Source organism: Nocardia sp. NPDC050435, assembly GCF_040655395.1.
Classification (GTDB): Bacteria; Actinomycetota; Actinomycetes; order Mycobacteriales; family Mycobacteriaceae; genus Nocardia.
Map to the genome: position 1 here is coordinate 746,717 of NZ_JBFAJW010000001.1, position 17,776 is coordinate 764,492.

Here is a 17,776-nt window from a genome sequence, read left to right on the forward strand (position 1 = left end):
TGTCTCGCCCGGCCAATATCGCGGCCCCAGCTCTGGCCGCCGCGACCGATGCGAGCGTTGACCAGCGCTTTTACGCTGGCCACCGGCACCGAGCCGGACAGCGGATGGTGTTGTCCCGCAAGGCTATTTTCCCCACGTCTCAAACGTGGGCGCACAGCCCGCGGCGGCGCCGGATCGAGGAGAGGACATCTAATGCGCAGTGAGGCGATACGCGCCGCCGGGATGGCGGCGGCGCTGCTGCTCGCGGTGAGCGCCTGCGGCGGCCGGGGCGAGGACGCGGCTACCGTGGGGCAGGGCGACTGCCGGGGTCAGCAAACCATCGGCATCACCGACAAGAGCGTGAAACTCGGCGGCGTCTACCCGCTGTCCGGACCCGCCTCCGCCTACGGCGAACTGCCCAAGGGGGTGCGCGCCTACTTCGACTACGCCAACGCCGAACTCGGCGGCCTCGGCGGGCGCAAGGTCGAATACCTGATCCGCGACGACGGCTACCAGCCACCCAAGACGGTCGAGGAGGTGCGCCGGCTGGTCGAACAGGATCAGGTGTTCGCGGTCTTCTCCACCCTCGGCACCGCCACCTCCTCGGCGGTGTGGGACTACCTGAACCAGCGCAAGGTGCCGCAGGCGTTCGTCGCCGGCGGTGCGACCAAGTGGGGCACCGACACCGAGCATCCGTGGACCATCGGCTGGCAGCCCAGCTACCGCGCCGAAGGGCAGGCGTTCGCGAAATACGTGCGCGAACAGCGGCCCGATGCCACCGTCGCGGTGCTCTACCAGAACGACGACTTCGGCAAGGACCTGCTGACCAGCTTCACCGAGGCGGTCGCCGGCAGCGGGGTGCGGGTGGTCGCCGAGCAGAGCTACGAGGTCACCGATCCGACCGTGGAACCGCAGCTGCGCAACCTCGCCAACTCCAAAGCCGATGTGCTGCTGAACTTCTCGACGCCCAAGTTCGCCTCCCAGGCCCTGGCCGCCGACGCCCGCAACACCGACTGGAACCCGCTGCACATCCTCGCGCAGGTCGCCAACACCGTCAGCATGCTCAAACCGGTCGGATTCCAGAACGTGCAGGGCGTGGTCTCGGTGGCGTTCATGAAGGACCCGGCCGACTCGCAGTGGGTCAGTGATCAGGGCATGCGCACCTACCGGGACAAGGTGGCCCAGTACGCGCCCGGCGCCGACCCCGGCAACCAGTACACCGCGGTCGGCTGGGCGATGGCCCAGAGCTTCCACAAGAGCCTGGACGCCGCGAAATGCCCCACCCGCGAGGGGCTGCGCGACGCCATGCGCGCCCTCGACAACATCCCCGTCGACCTGCTGCTGCCCGGCGTCTCCATGAAAACCGGGCCCGGCGACGCCTTTCCGCTCGAGGCCATGCGGATCCAGCGGTTCGAAGGGGAGCGCTGGACGCTCACCGGCGACGTGATCAACACCAGTAGATAACCCACCCACCCGCCGCGGCGCAGTCCGGCGTCGCGGCGACTTATTTATCGATGAGGTATTCATGAAATCGCACAGGTCCGTAGTCCTCGCCGCGCTGGCGGTCGCGGCGCTCGGCGTCAGCGCCGGAGTCACCAACGCCGAACCCCTCGCGGCGCCGAACGAGGTGCACTACGAGGTGAGCCGGCAAGGGGATTCGGCGGTGCTGTCCACCAGCGACGGCAAACTGCTCGCCGTCGCCGACCAGCTGGTGGTGACCGACGCCCACGACACCCCCGTGGCCGCGATCCCGCTCACCTATCGCATCGACGCCGTCGCCTACCCGATCGCCGCGCACATCGACGGCAACACCGCGGTGCTCACGCCGTCTCGCGAGGGCGGCACGCCGGTGGCGGCGGTGACGCCGGGTGACATGGTCTCCAGTGACCGGGCGCTGCAATCGGTGGCCGAATCCTTCACCCCGCGTGATCAGGGAGCCCTCGGCGTGCTCGCCCAGCGCCTGACCATCGGCAGCGCGGTCAGCGCGATCATCGGCGCGGTGCTCGGCGGCGGTGTCGGCTGCCTGGTCGGCGGCGCGGCCGGGGCGACGATCGCCAGCCCCGTCATCGCGCTGCTGCTGCCCTGGGTCGGGGCGACCATCGCGGGTTGCGTGCTCGGCGCGGCGACCCTCGGCGCGGTCGGGGCGATGGTCGGGCTGCTCACCGTCGGCGGCCCGCTCGCCCTGTTCTCGGCCTACCAGTACTTCTCGACCATCCTCGCCCCCTGCCCGCCGGAACTGCCCGCGTGCAAGGACCCGATGGTGCCCGCCCCGCCGAAGTAGTTCCCAGACTGCATGATTCGAGCGCGCCCCCGGCCACACCGCCGGGGGTGCGCCGCTGTGTGCGACACAACTGATTGCATTCGCCGATCGGGGGAAATCGGGCAGAAATCCGGGTCTGCGGAAGGTGCTGTGTTGAGTGTGGAGGGGCGCGAGGACGAGGCTGTCGTTGTCGAGAGGCGGTCGGCGGCCGAGCGGTTTGTGGGGCGCGGGGTGGCGGCGTTGGTCGCGGTGGTGGCGGTGGGGGTCGGGTTCGGGGTGCTCACCGTGGCGGCGCGGGCGCGGTGGGAGCCGTTGCAGGAGGCGGATCAGGCGGTGGCGGATCGGCTCGTGCGGGTGGTGGCCGAGCAGGCGTTGCTGCGCGAGATCCTGCTCGGCGTCACCGATCTGGGGGCGACGATCACGCTGATGCTGGTGCTCGCCGTCGCGGCGCTGTGGCTGCTGGTGCGCGGGCAGCCGCGCCTGGCCGGGTACATGATCCTCACCGGGGCGGGCGGTCTGCTGCTCAACGGGGTGGTCAAGGAACTGGTCGCGCGGCTGCGGCCGGTGGTGGAGACGCCGGTGCACAGCGCGGGCGGCTGGAGCTTCCCGAGCGGGCACGCGATGAGTTCGCTGATCTGCTACGGGGTGCTCGTGCTGGTGTTCGCGCCGAGTCAGCGGGTGTGGCCGCGGCGGATCCTGGTGGGTGCGGTGGTCGCGATCGTGGCGGTCATCGGGGGCAGCCGGGTGGCGCTGGGCGTGCACTATGTCTCCGACGTGCTCGGCGGCTGGCTGCTGGGCGCGCTGTGGCTGGTGCTCACCACGGTCGCCTTCCAGCGCTGGCGTCGCGACTCCGGGGTGCGGGACGCCGGGCCGCTGCCCGGTGCGGTGCCGCCGGATTCCGCGCAGGAACTGCGGCCGGTCCCGGCCCCGCATCCGTCGACCCTGCCGCATCCCTGGCTCGGCATGGGCGAACTCGCGGTGGCGTGGGTGCTGCTGGTCGGACTGGTGCTCGGCCTCGGCCTGGCGGTGCGGGCGCTGGAAGACGGTGTGCTGCGCTGGGATCTGGGTGTGGTGGCCTGGCTGTCCGAGCACCGCGATCCCGTGCTGACCAGTGTGCTCGGCGTCTTCGGCCATGTCGGCAATACGCTCGCGATCATCACGGCGGCGCTGGTCGTGGCCGCGCTGGCGGTGGCGGTGCTGCGCTCCTGGCGGCCGGTGCTGTTCCTCGGTGTCGCGCTGCTCGGTGAGATCACCGCGTTCCTCACCCTGTCCGCGATCGTCGACCGTGACCGCCCGCGAGTGGTCCCGCTCGACCCCGACCTGCCGCCCACCTCGAGCTTCCCGTCCGGCCACGTCGCCGCCTCGGTCACCCTCTACGCGGGCACCGCGGCCCTGCTCTGGGCCACCGACCGCCGCCGCTGGCGCCTGTTGGCCGCCGTCCTGCTGCTGGTCCCGGTTCTGGTCGCGGCCCAGCGCCTCTACGCCGGCGCCCACCACCCCACCGACGTCCTGGGCGCGCTCGTCCTGGCCTCGGCGTGGACGTCGATCGCCTGGTGGGTGGTCCGCCCGCTGGGAGCCCGCGCCCCGAGCCCGCAGCAACACGCTGAGCCTGCATACGCGCATCGGATCGCAACCGAGGCGCGAAACGGTCGCGATAGCGCCGGGCCGTGACGTAACCGCTGCGTCGGGAGCGCTGCGTCGGGACCGCTGCGTCGAGACCGCTGCGCGGTGACTGCCGCGCGGAACGGCCCCGCCATGATCGCTGCGCCGGGCCACAGGCCGGCGCCCGGCGCCCGGCTCAGCGGATCGCGACCACCACCGCGTCGGTGATGGAGCGCCAGGCGACCCCGACCTCGGCGAAGCCCGCTTCGCGCAGGTGGGTGAGGTGCCAGGGGAGTGGCTGGGGGGTGCCGGGGGTGCGAGTGTCGAAAATGGTTCGGCTGGCGGCGTATTCGGTGCGCAGGGCCGGGTCGGTGGCGACCTCGCGCCACCATTCGTCCCAGTCGCGGGCGCCTTCGGCGCGGGCGCGTTCCTGGTGGGTGCGCTGGATGAGGGCGTCGAGGGCGAGCAGGCGCGGGGTGTCGGGGTCGGGCATGTGGTCGGCGTTGAGGAACAGGCCGCCGGGGCGCAGCAGGGCGGGCAGGTCGGCGTAGAGGCGGGACAGGTCGCCGGGTTGCATCCAGTGTGTGGCGGTGGCGGTGAGCACGGCGTCGAACGGCGCGCCGGGCAGGGCGCGGGCCCAGGCGGGGTCTTCGAGGTCGGCGGTGACGACGGTGACGGCGGCGTCACCGTCGAAGGAACCCGCGGCCATGGCGAGCAGGGTGGGGTCGCGGTCCACCGCGACCGCGCGCGCCTCGGGCAGCCGGGCGAGCAGGCGGCGGCTGAGGGTTCCGGTGCCGCAGGCCAGGTCCAGCACGCGGGGCGCCTTGCCGGCCGCGGCCTCGACCAGGTCGAGCATCACCCGGAAGCGTTCCTCGCGATCGGGCATGTAGAACTCCTGCTGCCGATCCCAGCTCCGCTGCCACGCTTCCCAGTTCACGCATCCTCGCTTCGTTCTCGGCGCACGTTCGGTCGGCGGCGATTCTGCCGCACGGCGGTGCCCTTGCCGCGCGAACACGCTGGTCGAGACTCTCGACGACGAGGTACTAAATTGCAGTTACTGAAAACTTGCAGTTTCTGCTAGATTCTCCGCGTGCCCACGACCCCGGATCCCGAACCCGAACTGGGCCTGCGGGAACGCAAGAAGATCCAGACCCGGCTGGACCTGTGCCTGGCCGCGCGCCGGCTGATCCTCGAGCGCGGCCTCGACGCGACCACCACCGACGACATCGCCAAGACCGTCGGCGTCTCCCCGCGCACCTTCTTCAACTACTACGAGACCAAGCTGGACGCGGTCGTCGGCCCGGTCGCCGAGATCGGAACACCGGCGGCGCGCGCGGAATTCGTCGCGGGCGGCCCCGGCGGCGCCCTGCTCGACGACGTGCTCGCGCTCTACACCTCGGGCTATGAGACCGACGAGGAGATCCGCGAGAGCATCGCGCTGGTCGCCGAGATCATCAAGACCGAGCCGCGGGTGCTGGCGGGCTTCCTCGCCGCCGGCGCGCGCCACGAGGCGGCGGTGGTCGAACTGGTGACCGCCCGCCTCGGCCCGGACGCGGCCGAGCTCGGCGGCCTCATCGCGGGCCTGATGTCGACCCTCACCACCCGGGCGGCGATGTCGCTGGCCGCCACACCGTCCCGGTCGCTGGCCGACGCGCTGCGCGCGCAGTGCGCGCTGGCCACCGGACTCTTCGAACAGACCCACCAGAACAGGAGTCACCGATGACCGCGACGGCCACCCCGCCGCCGACCCCGATCGTGCTCACCCAGAAACGGATCTGGCTGATCTTCTCCGCGCTGATCGCCGGCATGTTCCTGGCCAGCCTGGACCAGACCATCGTCGGCACCGCGATGCCCACCATCGTCGGCGAACTCGGCGGGGTCTCGGAGATGGCCTGGACCGCGACCTCGTATCTGCTGGCCACCACGATCGTGATGCCCATCTACGGCAAGTTCGGCGACCTGTTCGGCCGCCGCGTGCTGTTCCTGTTCGCCATCGGCGTGTTCACCGCGGCCTCGGTCGGCGCGGCGCTGGCGACGGGGTTCTGGGAGTTCATCGCCTTCCGCGGCCTGCAGGGCGTGGGCGGCGGCGGCCTGATGATCCTGGCGCAGGCCATCATCGCCGACGTGGTGCCCGCCAAGGATCGCGGCAAGTACATGGCGCCGATGGGCGCGATCTTCGGCATCACCTCGGTGGCCGGTCCGCTGCTGGGCGGTTTCTTCGCCGACCACATCGGCTGGCGCTGGTGCTTCTGGATCAATGTGCCGATCGGGCTGGCGGCCATGGTGATCGCCTGGCGCTACCTGAGCATCCCGAGTCACCGGCCCAAGACTCGCCCGGATTACCTGGGCGTGGTGCTGATGTCGTCGGCGACGACGCTGCTGATTCTGCTGACCGACTGGGGCGGCAAACGCTACGCCTGGGATTCGACGGTGATCGCGGCGATGATCGCGGCGCTGGTGCTGGTGGTCGCGGCGTTCGTGGTGGTGGAGTCGCGGGCCCAGGAGCCGATGCTGCCGCTGTGGCTGTTCCGCAATCGCACCTTCGTGCTGACCTCGGCGATCGGGCTGGTAGTCGGCCTGGTGATGTTCGCGGCGCTGGCCTTCATCCCCACCTATCTGCAAATGGCCACCGGCGCGTCGGCGTCGGTGTCGGGCCTGCTGCTGATCCCGATGATGATCGGCATGATGGCGACCCTGATCACCTCGATGACGGCGATCACGAAAACCGGTCGATACCGGGTGTATCCGCCGATCGGCGCGCTGGTCATGGCGGCGGGCATGCTGTGGCTGACCCAGTTGAACGCGGGCACCTCGATGTGGGTGGTCTCGGGCATGCTGTTCGTGATGGGCGCGGGCCTGGGCCTGATCATGCAGATCATCGTGCTGGTCGTGCAGAACGCGGTCGCCCCCGACCAGATCGGCACGGCCACCAGCGCCAACAACTACTTCCGCGAGATGGGCGGCGCGATCGGCGTGGCCGTGTTCGGCTCGATCTTCACCAATCGGCTCACCGAGGGGCTGACGGCGGCGGTGCGGGAGAACCCGGAGCAGGCCGCGGCCGCGCGGCTGGATCCGGGCGGGCTGGTGCCCTCGGTGGTCAAGGATCTGCCCGAGCAGTTACACGACGCGATCGTCGGCGCCTACGTCGACGCGCTGGTTCCCGGGTTCTGGTATCTGCTGCCGGGCGTGGCGATCGCTTTCCTGCTGGCCCTGTTCATTCCGCATCTGAAGCTCTCCGACGAGGCGGGCATGGTCGCGCGCGGGGAGGCGGTGCTGGCCGAGGAGGAGCCGGTGCGCGCCGAGGCCTGAGCGTCGGTCCGGAAAGTGGTGGATGCCAACGGCATCCACCACTTTGTCTTTTCGTAGAACAAACTTTGTGCGAAATCGGTGAAAGTCGAGACAGATACCGACAAAGAGGCGTTCAATCGCCGTATGCGGATCGCGGCTCGACCTGAAAACGCCCACCAGGAGCGGATTTTGCGCCTGCTGCGCGACCGGGGCCCGCAATCGCGCTCCGACCTCGGCCACCCCACGCAACTGTCGCGCTCCAAGCTCGCCGTCGAACTCGACCGGCTGGCCGAACTCGGCCTCGTCGAAGCCGGCGGCCTGGCCGCCTCCAGCGGCGGCCGCCGCTCGGCCATCGCCCGCCTGGCCTCCGGCCTGCGCTTCGCCGCCGTCGACATCGGCGCGACCTCGATCGACGTCGCGATCACCGACGGCGAATTACGCGTCCTGGGACAGCTTTCCGAACCCTGCGACATCCGCCAAGGCCCGGCCGCGGTCCTGGAACGCGTCCTGGACCTGCTCGGCAAACTGCGCGCCGAACACGCCGTCGGCGGCCGCCTGCACGGCGCGGGCCTCGGGGTGCCGGGCCCGGTCAGCTTCCGCGACGGCATGCCGGTGAGCCCGCCGATCATGCCCGGCTGGCACCGGTTCCCGGTGCGCGAGGCGCTGGTGCAGGACTTGGGCTGCCCGGTCCTGGTCGACAACGACGTCAACATCATGGCGCTGGGCGAAATGCACGCCGGCTCCGCGCATTCGGTCGAGGACTTCCTACTGGTCAAGGTCGGCACCGGTGTCGGCTGCGGCATCGTGGTCGGCGGCGGCATCTACCGCGGCGTCTCCGGCAGCGCGGGCGACATCGGCCACATCCGCATCGCCGAGGACGGCCCGGTGTGCGCCTGCGGCAACACCGGCTGCCTGGAGGCCTACGCGGGCGGGGCGGCCCTGGCCCGGGAGGCGCTGGCCAGCGCGCGCGCCGGGCGCTCGGCATTCCTGGCCGAGCGGCTGGCCCGCAACGGCACCCTCGGCGCCGCCGACCTGGCCGACGCCGCCGCGGCCGGAGATCCGGTGGCGGTGGCCATGATTCGCGAGGCCGGCGAGCACCTGGGCTCGGTGCTGGCGGGACTGGTCAGCTTCTTCAACCCGGGCCTGGTCGTGCTCGCGGGCGGTCTCACCGGATTCGGTCACCCACTGCTCGCGGAGATCCGCAGCGTGGTCTACCGCCGGTCGCTGCCGCTGGCCACCGGCAACCTGCCGCTGGTGCTGTCCGAACTCGCCGGGGTCGGCGGGCTGATCGGCGCGGCCCGGCTCATCAGCGATCACGTCTTCAGCGTCGCCTGATCCGCGGCGCCGGCGAGGAGGCCGGCCATGGACACCGTGCTCACCATGCGGGGCATCGTCAAACAGTTCCCGGGCGTGCGGGCCCTGGATCACGTCGATCTCGAGGTCCGCGCCGGGGAGGTGCACTGCCTGCTCGGCCAGAACGGGGCCGGCAAATCCACCCTGATCAAGGTGCTCTCGGGCGCGCACCAGCCCGACGCGGGCGAGCTGCGCTGGCACGGTGCGCCGGTGCGCCTGAGCGGTCCCGCCGCCGCGACCCGCCTCGGCATCGCCACCATCTATCAGGAACTGGACCTGTGCGACGGGCTCAGCATCGCCGAGAACATCTTCCTCGGCCACGAGCACGCCCGCGCCGGATTCACCCGCCGCGCACCGGCCGCCCGCGCGACCACCGATCTGCTCGCCCGCCTGGGCCACGCCGAACTGCACCCCGGCACCGCCGTCGGCACCCTGCCCGCCGCGGCCAAACAGGTGGTCAGCATCGCGCGGGCGCTCTCCCACGACGCCCGGCTGATCGTGATGGACGAACCCTCGGCCGCGCTCGGCAACGACGAGGTGGCCAACCTGTTCCGCATCGTCGGCCAGTTGCGCGCCGAAGGCGTTGCGGTGGTGTACATCTCGCACCGGCTGGCGGAGATCCGGGCGATCGGCGACCGGATCACCGTGCTCAAGGACGGCCGCACCGTCGCCGCCGGGCTGCCCGCCGCGACCACCGGCACCGACGAGGTGGTCGCGCTGATGACCGGCCGCACCGACCTGGCCGCGAGCGCGGCGCGCTCGGACCGCCCGTCGAGCGCGGAGATGCTGTCCGTGACCGGCCTGTCGCTGCCCGGGCGCTTCCACGACCTGTCCTTCACCGTGCACGCGGGCGAAATCGTCGGACTGGCCGGACTCGTCGGCGCCGGGCGCTCGGAAATCCTGGAGACGATCTACGGCGCGCGCCGCCCGAGCACCGGACAGGTCACCCTCGACGGCCGCCGCCTGCGCCCCGGCAGCACCCGCGCCGCGGTCGCCGCCGGCCTCGGCCTGGCCCCCGAGGAACGTAAATCCCAGGCCCTGTTCCTGCTGGAATCGGTGGGCCGCAACATCTCCGCCGCCTCGCTGCCGCGCTACTCGCGCCTGGGCTGGTTCGACCGGCACCGTGAACGCGCCGACACCCGCACCGCGCTCGGCCGCGTCGGCGTGCGCCCCGCCGACCCCGCGCACCCGGTGCGCGAACTCTCCGGCGGCAACCAGCAGAAGGCGATCCTGGCCCGCTGGCTGCTCGACGACGCCCGCTGCCTGCTGCTGGACGAACCCACCCGCGGCGTCGACGTCGGCGCGCGCGCCGACGTGTACACCCAGATCCGCGGCCTCGCCGAGCAGGGCGTCGCGGTGCTGCTGGTCTCGAGCGACCTGCCCGAACTGCTCGCCCTGTCCGACCGCGTCCTGGTGCTGCGCGAGGGCACGGTGATCCACGCCGCCGCCGCGGCCGAGCTCACCGAAAGCGCCATCATCGCCATGATCATGGAAGGAAGCGCCCTGTGAGCGAGAGTCAGCGAGTCGACCCGGCACAGCGGGCCGAGACCGGAACACCGCCGCCGGCGCGCACCCCCGCGCCCGGGAAACGGGCCGCGCCGAGCCGGGCGCGTCGGGAACTGCGCAAACACGCGACCCTGCTGGCCGCGCTGGTGGCGCTGATCGTGGTCGGCGCGGTCACCAAGGGCGAGGATTTCCTGAGCACCGGCAACCTCATCACCATCCTGACCCTGGCCTCGGTGATCGGCGTCGTCACCGTCGGCATGACCTTCGTCATCATCGGCGGCGGCATCGACCTGTCGGTCGGCGCGATCATCGCCCTGGCCTCGGTGTGGTGCACCACCACCGCCACCCAGTCCTACGGCGTGACGGGAATGGTGTTCAGCGCCTTGGCCGTCGGCGCGGCCTGCGGGCTGCTCAACGGGGCGCTCATCGCCTACGGCCGACTGGTGCCGTTCATCGTCACCCTGGCCATGATGGTCGCCGCGCGCGGGCTGGCCGAGCAGATCTCCGGACGGCACTCCCAGCTGGTCACCACCGACCTGCTGGCCCTGGCCCAGGAGCGGGTGCTGGGCATACCGCTGATGGTGTACCTGTTCGTGGCGGTGGTGCTGGCCGGCTGGATCCTGCTCGAGCGCACCACCTTCGGCCGCCGCAGCTTCGCCGTCGGCGGCAACCCGGAGGCCGCCCGGCTGGCCGGCATCGACGTGCGCCGCCACACCCTGGTGCTCTACACCCTCTCGGGCCTGTGCTGCGGCGTCGCCGCCATCATGCTCACCGCGCAGACCACCACCGGCGCCAGCACCAACGGCCAGCTCTACGAACTGGACGCGATCGCCGCCGTCGTCATCGGCGGCACCCTGCTCAGCGGCGGCTTCGGCACCATCACCGGATCCATCCTCGGGGTGCTGGTGTTCACCGTCATCGAGGACCTGTTCATCCTCAACAACCTCGAACAGCCCATCCAAGCCATCGGCAAGGGCGCGATCATCGTCGCGGTCCTGCTGTTCCAGCGTTTCGGCCGCGCCCGCGCCGTCCCGACTCTCACCTGAAAACCAGTAATGCACAAAGGAATACGATGAGTACCAGCCACACCCTCACCCGCCGCGGCGCCCTGCTCACCGGTCTGGCCGCCGCCGGCCTGGCCGCGGCCGCCTGCACCTCCAACGACTCCGGCTCCAGCACCCAGGTCGCCGGTGCCAGCGGCGACAACGCCGCTCCCGGCGCCCAGGTGCGCATCGGCTTCTCCGCCCCCGCCGCCGACCACGGCTGGACCGCCGCCATCACCCGCAACGCCCGCGCCCAGGCCCAGGGCTTCAGCGACGTGCAACTCGACCTCACCGAGGGCACCAACGACGTCGCCCGCCAGATCGAACAGGTGCAGACCCTGATCAACCAGAAGGTCGGCGTGCTGGTGGTGCTGCCCTTCGACGGCAATGCCCTGACCGAGGTCGCCAAGAAGGCGATGGCCGCGGGCATCCCGGTGATCAACCTCGACCGCGTCTTCGCCTCCGCGCTGGCCTACCGCACCTGGATCGGCGGCGACAACTACGGCATGGGCGTCAACGCCGGCAACTTCCTGGCCGCGAAGATGCGCGAGAAGAAGATCGCCGACCCGGTGATCGTGGAGATCGCCGGCATCGACAACCTGCAACTCACCCAGGAACGCAGCAGCGGCTTCCGCGACGCGATCCAGGCCGCCGGATTCCGTATCGCCGCACGCCAATCCACCGACTTCACCGCCGCGGGCGGCCAGCAGGTGGCCAGCCAGATGCTGCAGGCGACCAAGAAGATCGACGCCATGTGGAACCACGACGACGACCAGGGCATCGGCGTGCTCGCCGCCATCCGCCAGGCCAACCGGGCCGGTGAATTCGTGATGGCCGGTGGCGGCGGATCCACCCAGGCCATGAACGAGATCAAGAACGGCGACTCGCCCCTGCAGGCGACCGTGCTCTACAGCCCCGCCATGGCCTCCTCGGCGGTCGCGCTGGCCCGGCTGCTCGGCCAGCGCCGCGCCCTCGGCGACCTCGCCGAACACGATGTGCCCGCGAAGATCACCACCTTCTCCGCGGTCGTCACCAAAGACAACGTGGATCAGTACCTGGCCAACGGGTACTGACCCCGAACCGAACGGAGCCCGATGAGTTCGACGCAGCGGCCGAGCCTCGGCATCGGCATGATCGGCCACGCCTTCATGGGCCGGGCGCATTCGCACGCCTGGCGCAGTGTGGACGCGGCCTTCGAATTGCCGGTCCGGCCGGTGCTGTCGGTGCTGGCCGGCCGCGACGCCGGGCGTGCGGAAGCCGCGGCGGCGCGGCTGGGCTGGGCGCACGCGGTGGGGGACTGGCGCGCACTGCTGGAGCGCGACGATGTCGACCTCATCGATATCTGCACCCCCGGCGACTCGCACGCCGAGATCGCCGTCGCCGCCCTGCAGGCCGGCAAACACGTGCTGTGTGAGAAACCGCTGGCCAACACCGTCGCCGAAGCCGAGGCGATGGCGGCCGCCGCCGAGCGGGCGGCCACGCGCGGGGTGCGCTCCATGGTCGGATTCAGCTACCGCCGCGTCCCCGCGCTGGCCCTGGCCCGGAACCTGGTGGCGCAGGACCGGATCGGCACCATCCGGCACGTGCGCGCCCAGTACCTGCAGGACTGGCTCGCCGATCCGCAGGCGCCGCTGAGCTGGCGCCTGGATCGCGACCGCGCCGGATCCGGCGCGCTGGGCGACATCGGCGCGCACATCATCGACGCCACCCAGTTCGTCACCGGCGAAACCCTGACCGGGGTCTCGGCGCTGCTGGACACCTTCGTCACCGAACGCCCGCACCCCGAGGGCCCCGGCCGGGGCCCGGTCACCGTCGACGACGCCGCACTGTTCCTGGGGCGGCTCTCCGGCGGCGGACTGGCCTCCTTCGAGGCCAGCCGCGTCGCGACCGGCCGCAAGAACGCGCTGCGCCTGGAACTCAACGGCACCCGCGGCAGCCTGGCCTTCGACCTGGAGGAGATGAACGTGCTGTGGTTCCACGACAACACCGAATCCGCCGACACCGCCGGATTCCGGCGCATCCTGGTCACCGAACCCCGCCACCCCTACGCCGGAGCCTGGTGGCCGCCCGGGCACGCGCTGGGCTACGACCACGCCTTCACCAACCAAATCGCCGACCTGATCATCGCCATCGCCGCGGGCAAGGACCCCGAGCCCGGCTTCGCCGACGGCCTGGGCGTGCAGCGCGTCCTGGCCGCGGTGCAGGCGAGCGCGGCCGCGCAGGGCCGCTGGACCAGCACGGGAGCCCCGTCATGAGACCGATCACCCTGTTCACCGGACAGTGGGCCGACCTGCCCTTCGAGCAGGTCTGCGCGCTCGCCGCCGACTGGGGCTACGACGGCCTCGAAATCGCTTGTTCGGGTGATCATTTCGAGGTCGACCGGGCGCTGGCCGAACCGGACTACCTCGACGCCAAACGCGAGACCCTGCGCCGTCACGGCCTGTCGGTGTACGCGCTGTCCAACCACCTGGTCGGTCAGGCGGTCTGCGATCACCCCATCGACGAACGCCACCGCGCGATCCTGCCCGCGCGGATCTGGGCCGACGGCGACCCCGAGGGGGTGCGCCGGCGCGCCGCCGCCGAGATCGCCGACACCGCCCGCGCCGCCGCCGCGCTCGGAGTCCGCACCGTCGTCGGCTTCACCGGCTCGGCCATCTGGCACACCCTGGCCATGTTCCCGCCGGTCCCGGCGCAGACAATCGAGCGCGGCTTTCAGGATTTCGCCGACCGCTGGAACCCCGTGCTCGACGTCTTCGACGCCGAGGGCGTGCGCTTCGCCCACGAGGTCCACCCGAGCGAAATCGCCTACGACTACTGGACCACCGTGCGCGCGCTGGCCGCGGTCGAGCACCGCCCCGCCTTCGGACTCAATTGGGACCCTTCGCATTTCCTGTGGCAGGACCTGGACCCGGTCGCCTTCATCCTCGACTTCGCCGACCGGATCTATCACGTGGACTGCAAGGACATCCGGATGCGCCGCGCCGACGGCCGCCGCGGCCGCCTGTCCTCGCATCTGCCGTGGGGCGATCCGCGCCGCGGCTGGGATTTCGTCTCCACCGGCCGCGGCGACGTGCTCTGGGAGGACTGCTTCCGCGCCCTGAACACCATCGCTTACACCGGCCCGATCTCCATCGAATGGGAAGACCCCGGCATGGACCGGCTCGCCGGGGCGCCCGAAGCCCTCGCCTTCGTCCGCCGCCTCAACGCCCTCACCCCGCCCGCCGCCGCCTTCGACGCCGCGTTCGGCATCGAGAGCTGACCGGGCGCGCCGGTTCAGTGCCGGTTGCGCCGCCAGATGCTGGCCGAGAGCACGGTGGCGAACGCGCACCAGGCCGGATACGGGGCCAGTAGTCGCCCGCGCGGGTGCGCGGCGGCGACGCGGCGGGTCAGGTCGGCGCCGCTCGCGGTGAGCGCGGCCGCGCCCGCGGTGGCGGCCCCGAGGCGATGGGCGCGGAAGAACAACCAGGTCCAGCCCGCGTTCAGGACCAGGTTCGCGGCCAGCGCCCGGCGGGTGGCGCGCCGCTCGGCCGGATCCGGGGTGTGATCCAGCGCCAGGGCGGTGGTGGCGGCGATATCGGCGTAGAGCAGGGTCCAGGCGATCGGGAAAACGACCGGCGGCGGCTGGAAGGCGGGCTTGTCCAGGCGCCGGTACCACTGGCCGCCGGGGCCGGAGGCGAGCGAGCCGATCACGGCGGCGGCCCCGACCCAGGCCGCGGTGGTACGCAGATTCGCGGAGGTGGCTGTGCTCATAGGCGGGCCATACCCGGTCGTCCGGAATCGACGCGGAATTCCTCCGATGATCTCGAATACGTTCCGGACCAGCACATTTCGCCCAATTCCGGCAAGTGCGTGTCGCAGGTATCGAATCTGCGGCATTTGTGTGACGGAACGGCCGAGGGCAGGTAGCGTCTCGCACCGGCCGTTCGACAGTTAGGAAAATCTTGACTGATTCAGAGAATGCGTCCCTGTCCTTCCCCCCGGCGGAGCCACCGGCATTTCCGGATGCGCCACCGCCGCCCGAAGGAAAGGGCATGTCGCGAAGAAAGCTCGCCGCCCTCGCCGGCGTCCTCCCGCTGGGCGCGCTAGCCGTCGGCACGGTGTACGCCGGCACCCGCCAGGACACCGACACCGCGCCCGCCAGCAGCGGACCCGCCACCTCGGCCACCGCCGCCGGAGCCGTGGGCGCGGCCACCACCATTCCGACCCAGACCGCGCCCGCGGCGGTGCTGGCTCCCGAAATCGCGAAGATCGGCGGCCGTCACATCGCGGCCCTGCACGCGATCCACGATTTCCTGAGCCATATCTCGACCTATGAGCCGCAATCGCTGGACACCTACTTCGCGGGCGCGATCAATTCGACGACCGGGCCGTATCGGCAGCAACTCATCGATACGCAGAATGCGACCCGTCAGTATTATCTGGCGACCAACAGCCGCAGTCACGTCGTGGAATTCAATGCCGGATTGCGTGCCGTCCACGGCACCACCGCGCTGGCGGTCGGCTACGTCAAACAGGCGACCGCCAACGACCGCACCGCCGAGGTCACCTTGACCGCGGCCGTGGTCACCGCCGAGGAACAGCCCGACGGCCGGTGGCTGGTCAGCGATCTCAAGCGCATCTCCACCTAGCCCGCGGCGCCGTCACCACCAGGCGGTGATGGCGCCGATCTCCCGGCCCAGGCTCGGCGCGAGCGTGCGCGCGTAGCTGGCCGAGAGGTGGTGCTCGTCCCGGTAGACCAGGACATTGCCCTCCGCGGCCAGGCACCGGTCCGGCCGGCAGAGCGCGTCGGTGAGATCGAACGGGAAGACCATCGGATAGGCCGAGGCCGGTTCCAGGGCGGGGTTCTCCGGATCCAGCGCGGCCGCCCGGTCGACGCCACAGCTGTAGGCGTTGCCGCGATGGGCCAGGCAGTCCAGCGCGCGATAGCCGACGCCGTCGCGGCGCGGCCACGGCGTGTCCCGCACCGCGAGCACCGGCAGGCCGCGCTCGGACAGCGCGGTCCAGACCTCGAGGTACTCGGGCGGGACGGCGTCGCCGCGGTCGGGGCGCGGGCGGGTCGCGGTGACGAACACCCAGTCCGGGCGCTGCTGGTCCAGCCGGTCGAGCACCTCGCCCGACCATTCCCGGCATTCCGGGAACGGGGCCAGCGCGTAGGACGGCTCGTCGACCAGGGTCAGCGGGCACCCTTCCTTGAGGTAGGTCAGGATGCGGAAGCGGTGTTCGGTGGCAAGGACTTCCAGTGCGGGCAGCCAGTGCTCGGAGTGCGATCCGCCGACCAGGGCGATGGTGCGCTCGGCGTCTTGGTCGCCGTAGACGCAGGCGCGTACCTCCCGGTTCGGGGTGATGCAGCCGTCGAAGGTGGGCCGCGGTGCGTCCTGCTGGCCTTCGAAGACGGTGGGGCGCAAGGGTTCCGGTGCGGTGCGGACGCCGTCGGTGAGCACGGTCGCACCGGGGTAGCGGTGTGGGTCCAGGGCGGCGGGCGGGTGCGGGGGATTGGCGGCGAGCACGGCCTGCCAGCCGAGCGCGCAGGCCAGCACGCCTACCCCGGCGGCGGCGCTGGTCAGCCGCACGAGCCGCCGCCGCGGATGCGCGGGCTCGCGGCGGCGCAGCGGAGCCTCGATCCAGCGCTCGGTGGCGTAGGCCGCGACCAGCGCGAGGCCGAGCACGCTCAGCCCGCCCAGCACCCCTGGTGCTTCCTGCCCGTATTCGGCGAGGTAGAAGATCAGGATCGGCCAGTGCCACAGGTAGAGCGCGTAGGCGAGCCCGCCGAGGCGGACCAGCGCCGGCGTGGCCAGCAGCCGATTCGCCGCCGGCGGCTGTGCGCCCATGCCGGACACGATCAGCGCGAGGGCGGCCGAGACGGGGAACAGGGCGGCCGGACCGGGGAAGTGCGCGGCCCCGTCGATCAGCACACCGCAGCACAGCACCATGAGCAGCCCGAGCGCGCCGAGCACACCGCGCAGCGCGCGCGGGACGGTGATCCACGGTGCGGCGATCGCCAGCGCCGCACCGGCGAGCAGTTCCCAGGCGCGGGCACCGGTGTCGTAGTAGGTCCAGGCCTGGTGGCGGTCGGTGCCCGCGGCGGCGTACCAGAACGACAGGCCCGCCACGGCGAGCACGCCGAGCAGCAGTGCGGCGCGGGCGCGCGGTGTGCGCCCGGTGGCGCGCGCCCACACCGCGATCAGCGCCAGCATCGCCAGATAGAACTGGCCTTGGACCGCCATCGACCACAGGTGCTGGAGCGGGCTGACCGAGGGATCCGGGGCGAGGTAGTCCAGCTCGGCTCCGGCCAGGTACCAGTTCTGGTAGTAGAACGCCGAGGCCAGGGTCTGGGCGGAGATGTCGCCCCACTGGGTGTAGGGCCGCAGCAGCACCGTCGCGGCGAGCACCGCGGCCAGCACCACCAGCAGCGCGGGTAGTAGCCTTCGTCCGGTGCGGCGCAGCGTCGGCCCGATCGCGCCGCCCCGCAGCACCATGCCGGTGAAGAAGAACCCCGAGAGCACCAGGAACACGTCCACGCCGCCGGAGACCCGGTCCATCCAGAGGTGGAACAGCACCACCAGCGCGATCGCGAGACCGCGCAGTCCGTCCAGGTCGTGCCGATGCTGTTGCGGCGCAACCGAATCGGCGCGGGTGACCGGAGCCGCGATGGTCGAGCCGGACCGCGCCGCAGGGGTCTGCTCGGTCACCGGCGCCCACTCGACATCATGGCAAGCACCCTAACGACACGCCGCGCCGTGCCGTG

At 71.4% G+C, this 17,776-nt stretch carries 15 protein-coding genes; 12 read left to right on the forward strand and 3 right to left on the reverse strand.

Annotation, left to right across the window (positions count from 1 at the left end; all coding sequences use genetic code 11):
- Positions 1-192: 192 nt before the first annotated feature.
- From AB0I43_RS03615 to AB0I43_RS03625, 3 genes are all read left to right on the forward strand, one after another.
- Positions 193-1,443 carry an ABC transporter substrate-binding protein gene (locus AB0I43_RS03615; RefSeq protein WP_356972962.1) on the forward strand — a complete coding sequence of 417 codons (1,251 nt, stop codon included), beginning with the start codon at positions 193-195 and terminating at the stop codon, positions 1,441-1,443.
- A gap of 61 nt (positions 1,444-1,504) precedes the next feature.
- Positions 1,505-2,260, forward strand: a complete 756-nt coding sequence (locus tag AB0I43_RS03620) for a hypothetical protein (RefSeq protein WP_356972963.1) — start codon at positions 1,505-1,507, stop codon at positions 2,258-2,260.
- 138 nt (positions 2,261-2,398) lie between these two features.
- Positions 2,399-3,910, forward strand: a complete 1,512-nt coding sequence (locus tag AB0I43_RS03625) for a phosphatase PAP2 family protein (RefSeq protein WP_356973142.1) — start codon at positions 2,399-2,401, stop codon at positions 3,908-3,910.
- A gap of 127 nt (positions 3,911-4,037) precedes the next feature.
- On the opposite strand, the gene AB0I43_RS03630 is transcribed toward AB0I43_RS03625, so the two are convergent.
- On the reverse strand, positions 4,038-4,778 hold the full coding sequence (locus AB0I43_RS03630) for a class I SAM-dependent methyltransferase (RefSeq protein WP_356972964.1): 741 nt from the start codon (positions 4,776-4,778) through the stop codon (positions 4,038-4,040).
- A gap of 153 nt (positions 4,779-4,931) precedes the next feature.
- Between AB0I43_RS03630 and AB0I43_RS03635 the strand changes: the two genes are divergently transcribed.
- From AB0I43_RS03635 to AB0I43_RS03670, 8 genes are all read left to right on the forward strand, one after another.
- Complete coding sequence (locus AB0I43_RS03635; protein ID WP_356972965.1) at positions 4,932-5,564, forward strand: helix-turn-helix domain-containing protein; 633 nt, start codon at positions 4,932-4,934, stop codon at positions 5,562-5,564.
- A complete protein-coding gene (locus AB0I43_RS03640) occupies positions 5,561-7,150 on the forward strand; it encodes an MDR family MFS transporter (protein WP_357431127.1) in 1,590 nt (529 codons plus the stop codon). The genes AB0I43_RS03635 and AB0I43_RS03640 overlap by 4 nt, the downstream gene beginning before the upstream one ends.
- Positions 7,151-7,273: 123 nt before the next feature.
- A complete protein-coding gene (locus AB0I43_RS03645; RefSeq protein WP_357431129.1) occupies positions 7,274-8,464 on the forward strand; it encodes an ROK family protein in 1,191 nt (396 codons plus the stop codon).
- A 27-nt stretch (positions 8,465-8,491) separates the two neighbouring features.
- Positions 8,492-9,991 carry a sugar ABC transporter ATP-binding protein gene (locus AB0I43_RS03650; RefSeq protein ID WP_357431131.1) on the forward strand — a complete coding sequence of 500 codons (1,500 nt, stop codon included), beginning with the start codon at positions 8,492-8,494 and terminating at the stop codon, positions 9,989-9,991.
- Positions 9,988-11,034: an ABC transporter permease gene (locus AB0I43_RS03655; protein ID WP_357431133.1), complete on the forward strand. Its 1,047-nt coding sequence runs from the start codon at positions 9,988-9,990 to the stop codon at positions 11,032-11,034. Before AB0I43_RS03650 ends, AB0I43_RS03655 begins: the two co-directional genes overlap by 4 nt.
- Positions 11,035-11,060: 26 nt before the next feature.
- The gene (locus AB0I43_RS03660) at positions 11,061-12,104 is read left to right on the forward strand and encodes a substrate-binding domain-containing protein (RefSeq protein ID WP_356972970.1); all 1,044 of its coding nucleotides are present in this window, start codon (positions 11,061-11,063) and stop codon (positions 12,102-12,104) included.
- A gap of 21 nt (positions 12,105-12,125) precedes the next feature.
- Positions 12,126-13,286, forward strand: coding sequence for a Gfo/Idh/MocA family oxidoreductase (locus tag AB0I43_RS03665; protein ID WP_356972971.1), 1,161 nt, complete (start codon positions 12,126-12,128; stop codon positions 13,284-13,286).
- On the forward strand, positions 13,283-14,290 hold the full coding sequence (locus AB0I43_RS03670) for a sugar phosphate isomerase/epimerase family protein (protein WP_356972972.1): 1,008 nt from the start codon (positions 13,283-13,285) through the stop codon (positions 14,288-14,290). Before AB0I43_RS03665 ends, AB0I43_RS03670 begins: the two co-directional genes overlap by 4 nt.
- Before the next feature lie 14 nt (positions 14,291-14,304).
- Here the strand turns inward: AB0I43_RS03670 and AB0I43_RS03675 are convergent, their stop codons facing one another.
- On the reverse strand, positions 14,305-14,781 hold the full coding sequence (locus AB0I43_RS03675; RefSeq protein ID WP_356972973.1) for a TspO/MBR family protein: 477 nt from the start codon (positions 14,779-14,781) through the stop codon (positions 14,305-14,307).
- 281 nt (positions 14,782-15,062) lie between these two features.
- Here AB0I43_RS03675 and AB0I43_RS03680 point away from each other — a divergent pair, with 281 nt between their 5' ends.
- Positions 15,063-15,659, forward strand: a complete 597-nt coding sequence (locus AB0I43_RS03680) for a hypothetical protein (RefSeq protein WP_356972974.1) — start codon at positions 15,063-15,065, stop codon at positions 15,657-15,659.
- A gap of 12 nt (positions 15,660-15,671) precedes the next feature.
- Here the strand turns inward: AB0I43_RS03680 and AB0I43_RS03685 are convergent, their stop codons facing one another.
- Positions 15,672-17,720 (reverse strand): acyltransferase family protein, encoded by a 2,049-nt coding sequence (locus tag AB0I43_RS03685; protein WP_356972975.1) that lies wholly within the window; start codon positions 17,718-17,720, stop codon positions 15,672-15,674.
- Positions 17,721-17,776: the final 56 nt, after the last annotated feature.

Excerpts from the sequence above, each read along its gene's own strand:
- AB0I43_RS03615 (WP_356972962.1), top strand. The coding sequence starts at position 193 with ATGCGCAGTGAGGCGATACGCGCCGCCGGGATGGCGGCGGCGCTGCTG.
- AB0I43_RS03620 (WP_356972963.1), top strand. The coding sequence starts at position 1,505 with ATGAAATCGCACAGGTCCGTAGTCCTCGCCGCGCTGGCGGTCGCGGCG.
- AB0I43_RS03640 (WP_357431127.1), top strand. The coding sequence starts at position 5,561 with ATGACCGCGACGGCCACCCCGCCGCCGACCCCGATCGTGCTCACCCAG.
- AB0I43_RS03645 (WP_357431129.1), top strand. The coding sequence starts at position 7,274 with ATGCGGATCGCGGCTCGACCTGAAAACGCCCACCAGGAGCGGATTTTG.
- AB0I43_RS03650 (WP_357431131.1), top strand. The coding sequence starts at position 8,492 with ATGGACACCGTGCTCACCATGCGGGGCATCGTCAAACAGTTCCCGGGC.
- AB0I43_RS03660 (WP_356972970.1), top strand. The coding sequence starts at position 11,061 with ATGAGTACCAGCCACACCCTCACCCGCCGCGGCGCCCTGCTCACCGGT.
- AB0I43_RS03665 (WP_356972971.1), top strand. The coding sequence starts at position 12,126 with ATGAGTTCGACGCAGCGGCCGAGCCTCGGCATCGGCATGATCGGCCAC.
- AB0I43_RS03670 (WP_356972972.1), top strand. The coding sequence starts at position 13,283 with ATGAGACCGATCACCCTGTTCACCGGACAGTGGGCCGACCTGCCCTTC.
- AB0I43_RS03675 (WP_356972973.1), bottom strand. The coding sequence starts at position 14,781 with ATGAGCACAGCCACCTCCGCGAATCTGCGTACCACCGCGGCCTGGGTC.
- AB0I43_RS03680 (WP_356972974.1), top strand. The coding sequence starts at position 15,063 with ATGTCGCGAAGAAAGCTCGCCGCCCTCGCCGGCGTCCTCCCGCTGGGC.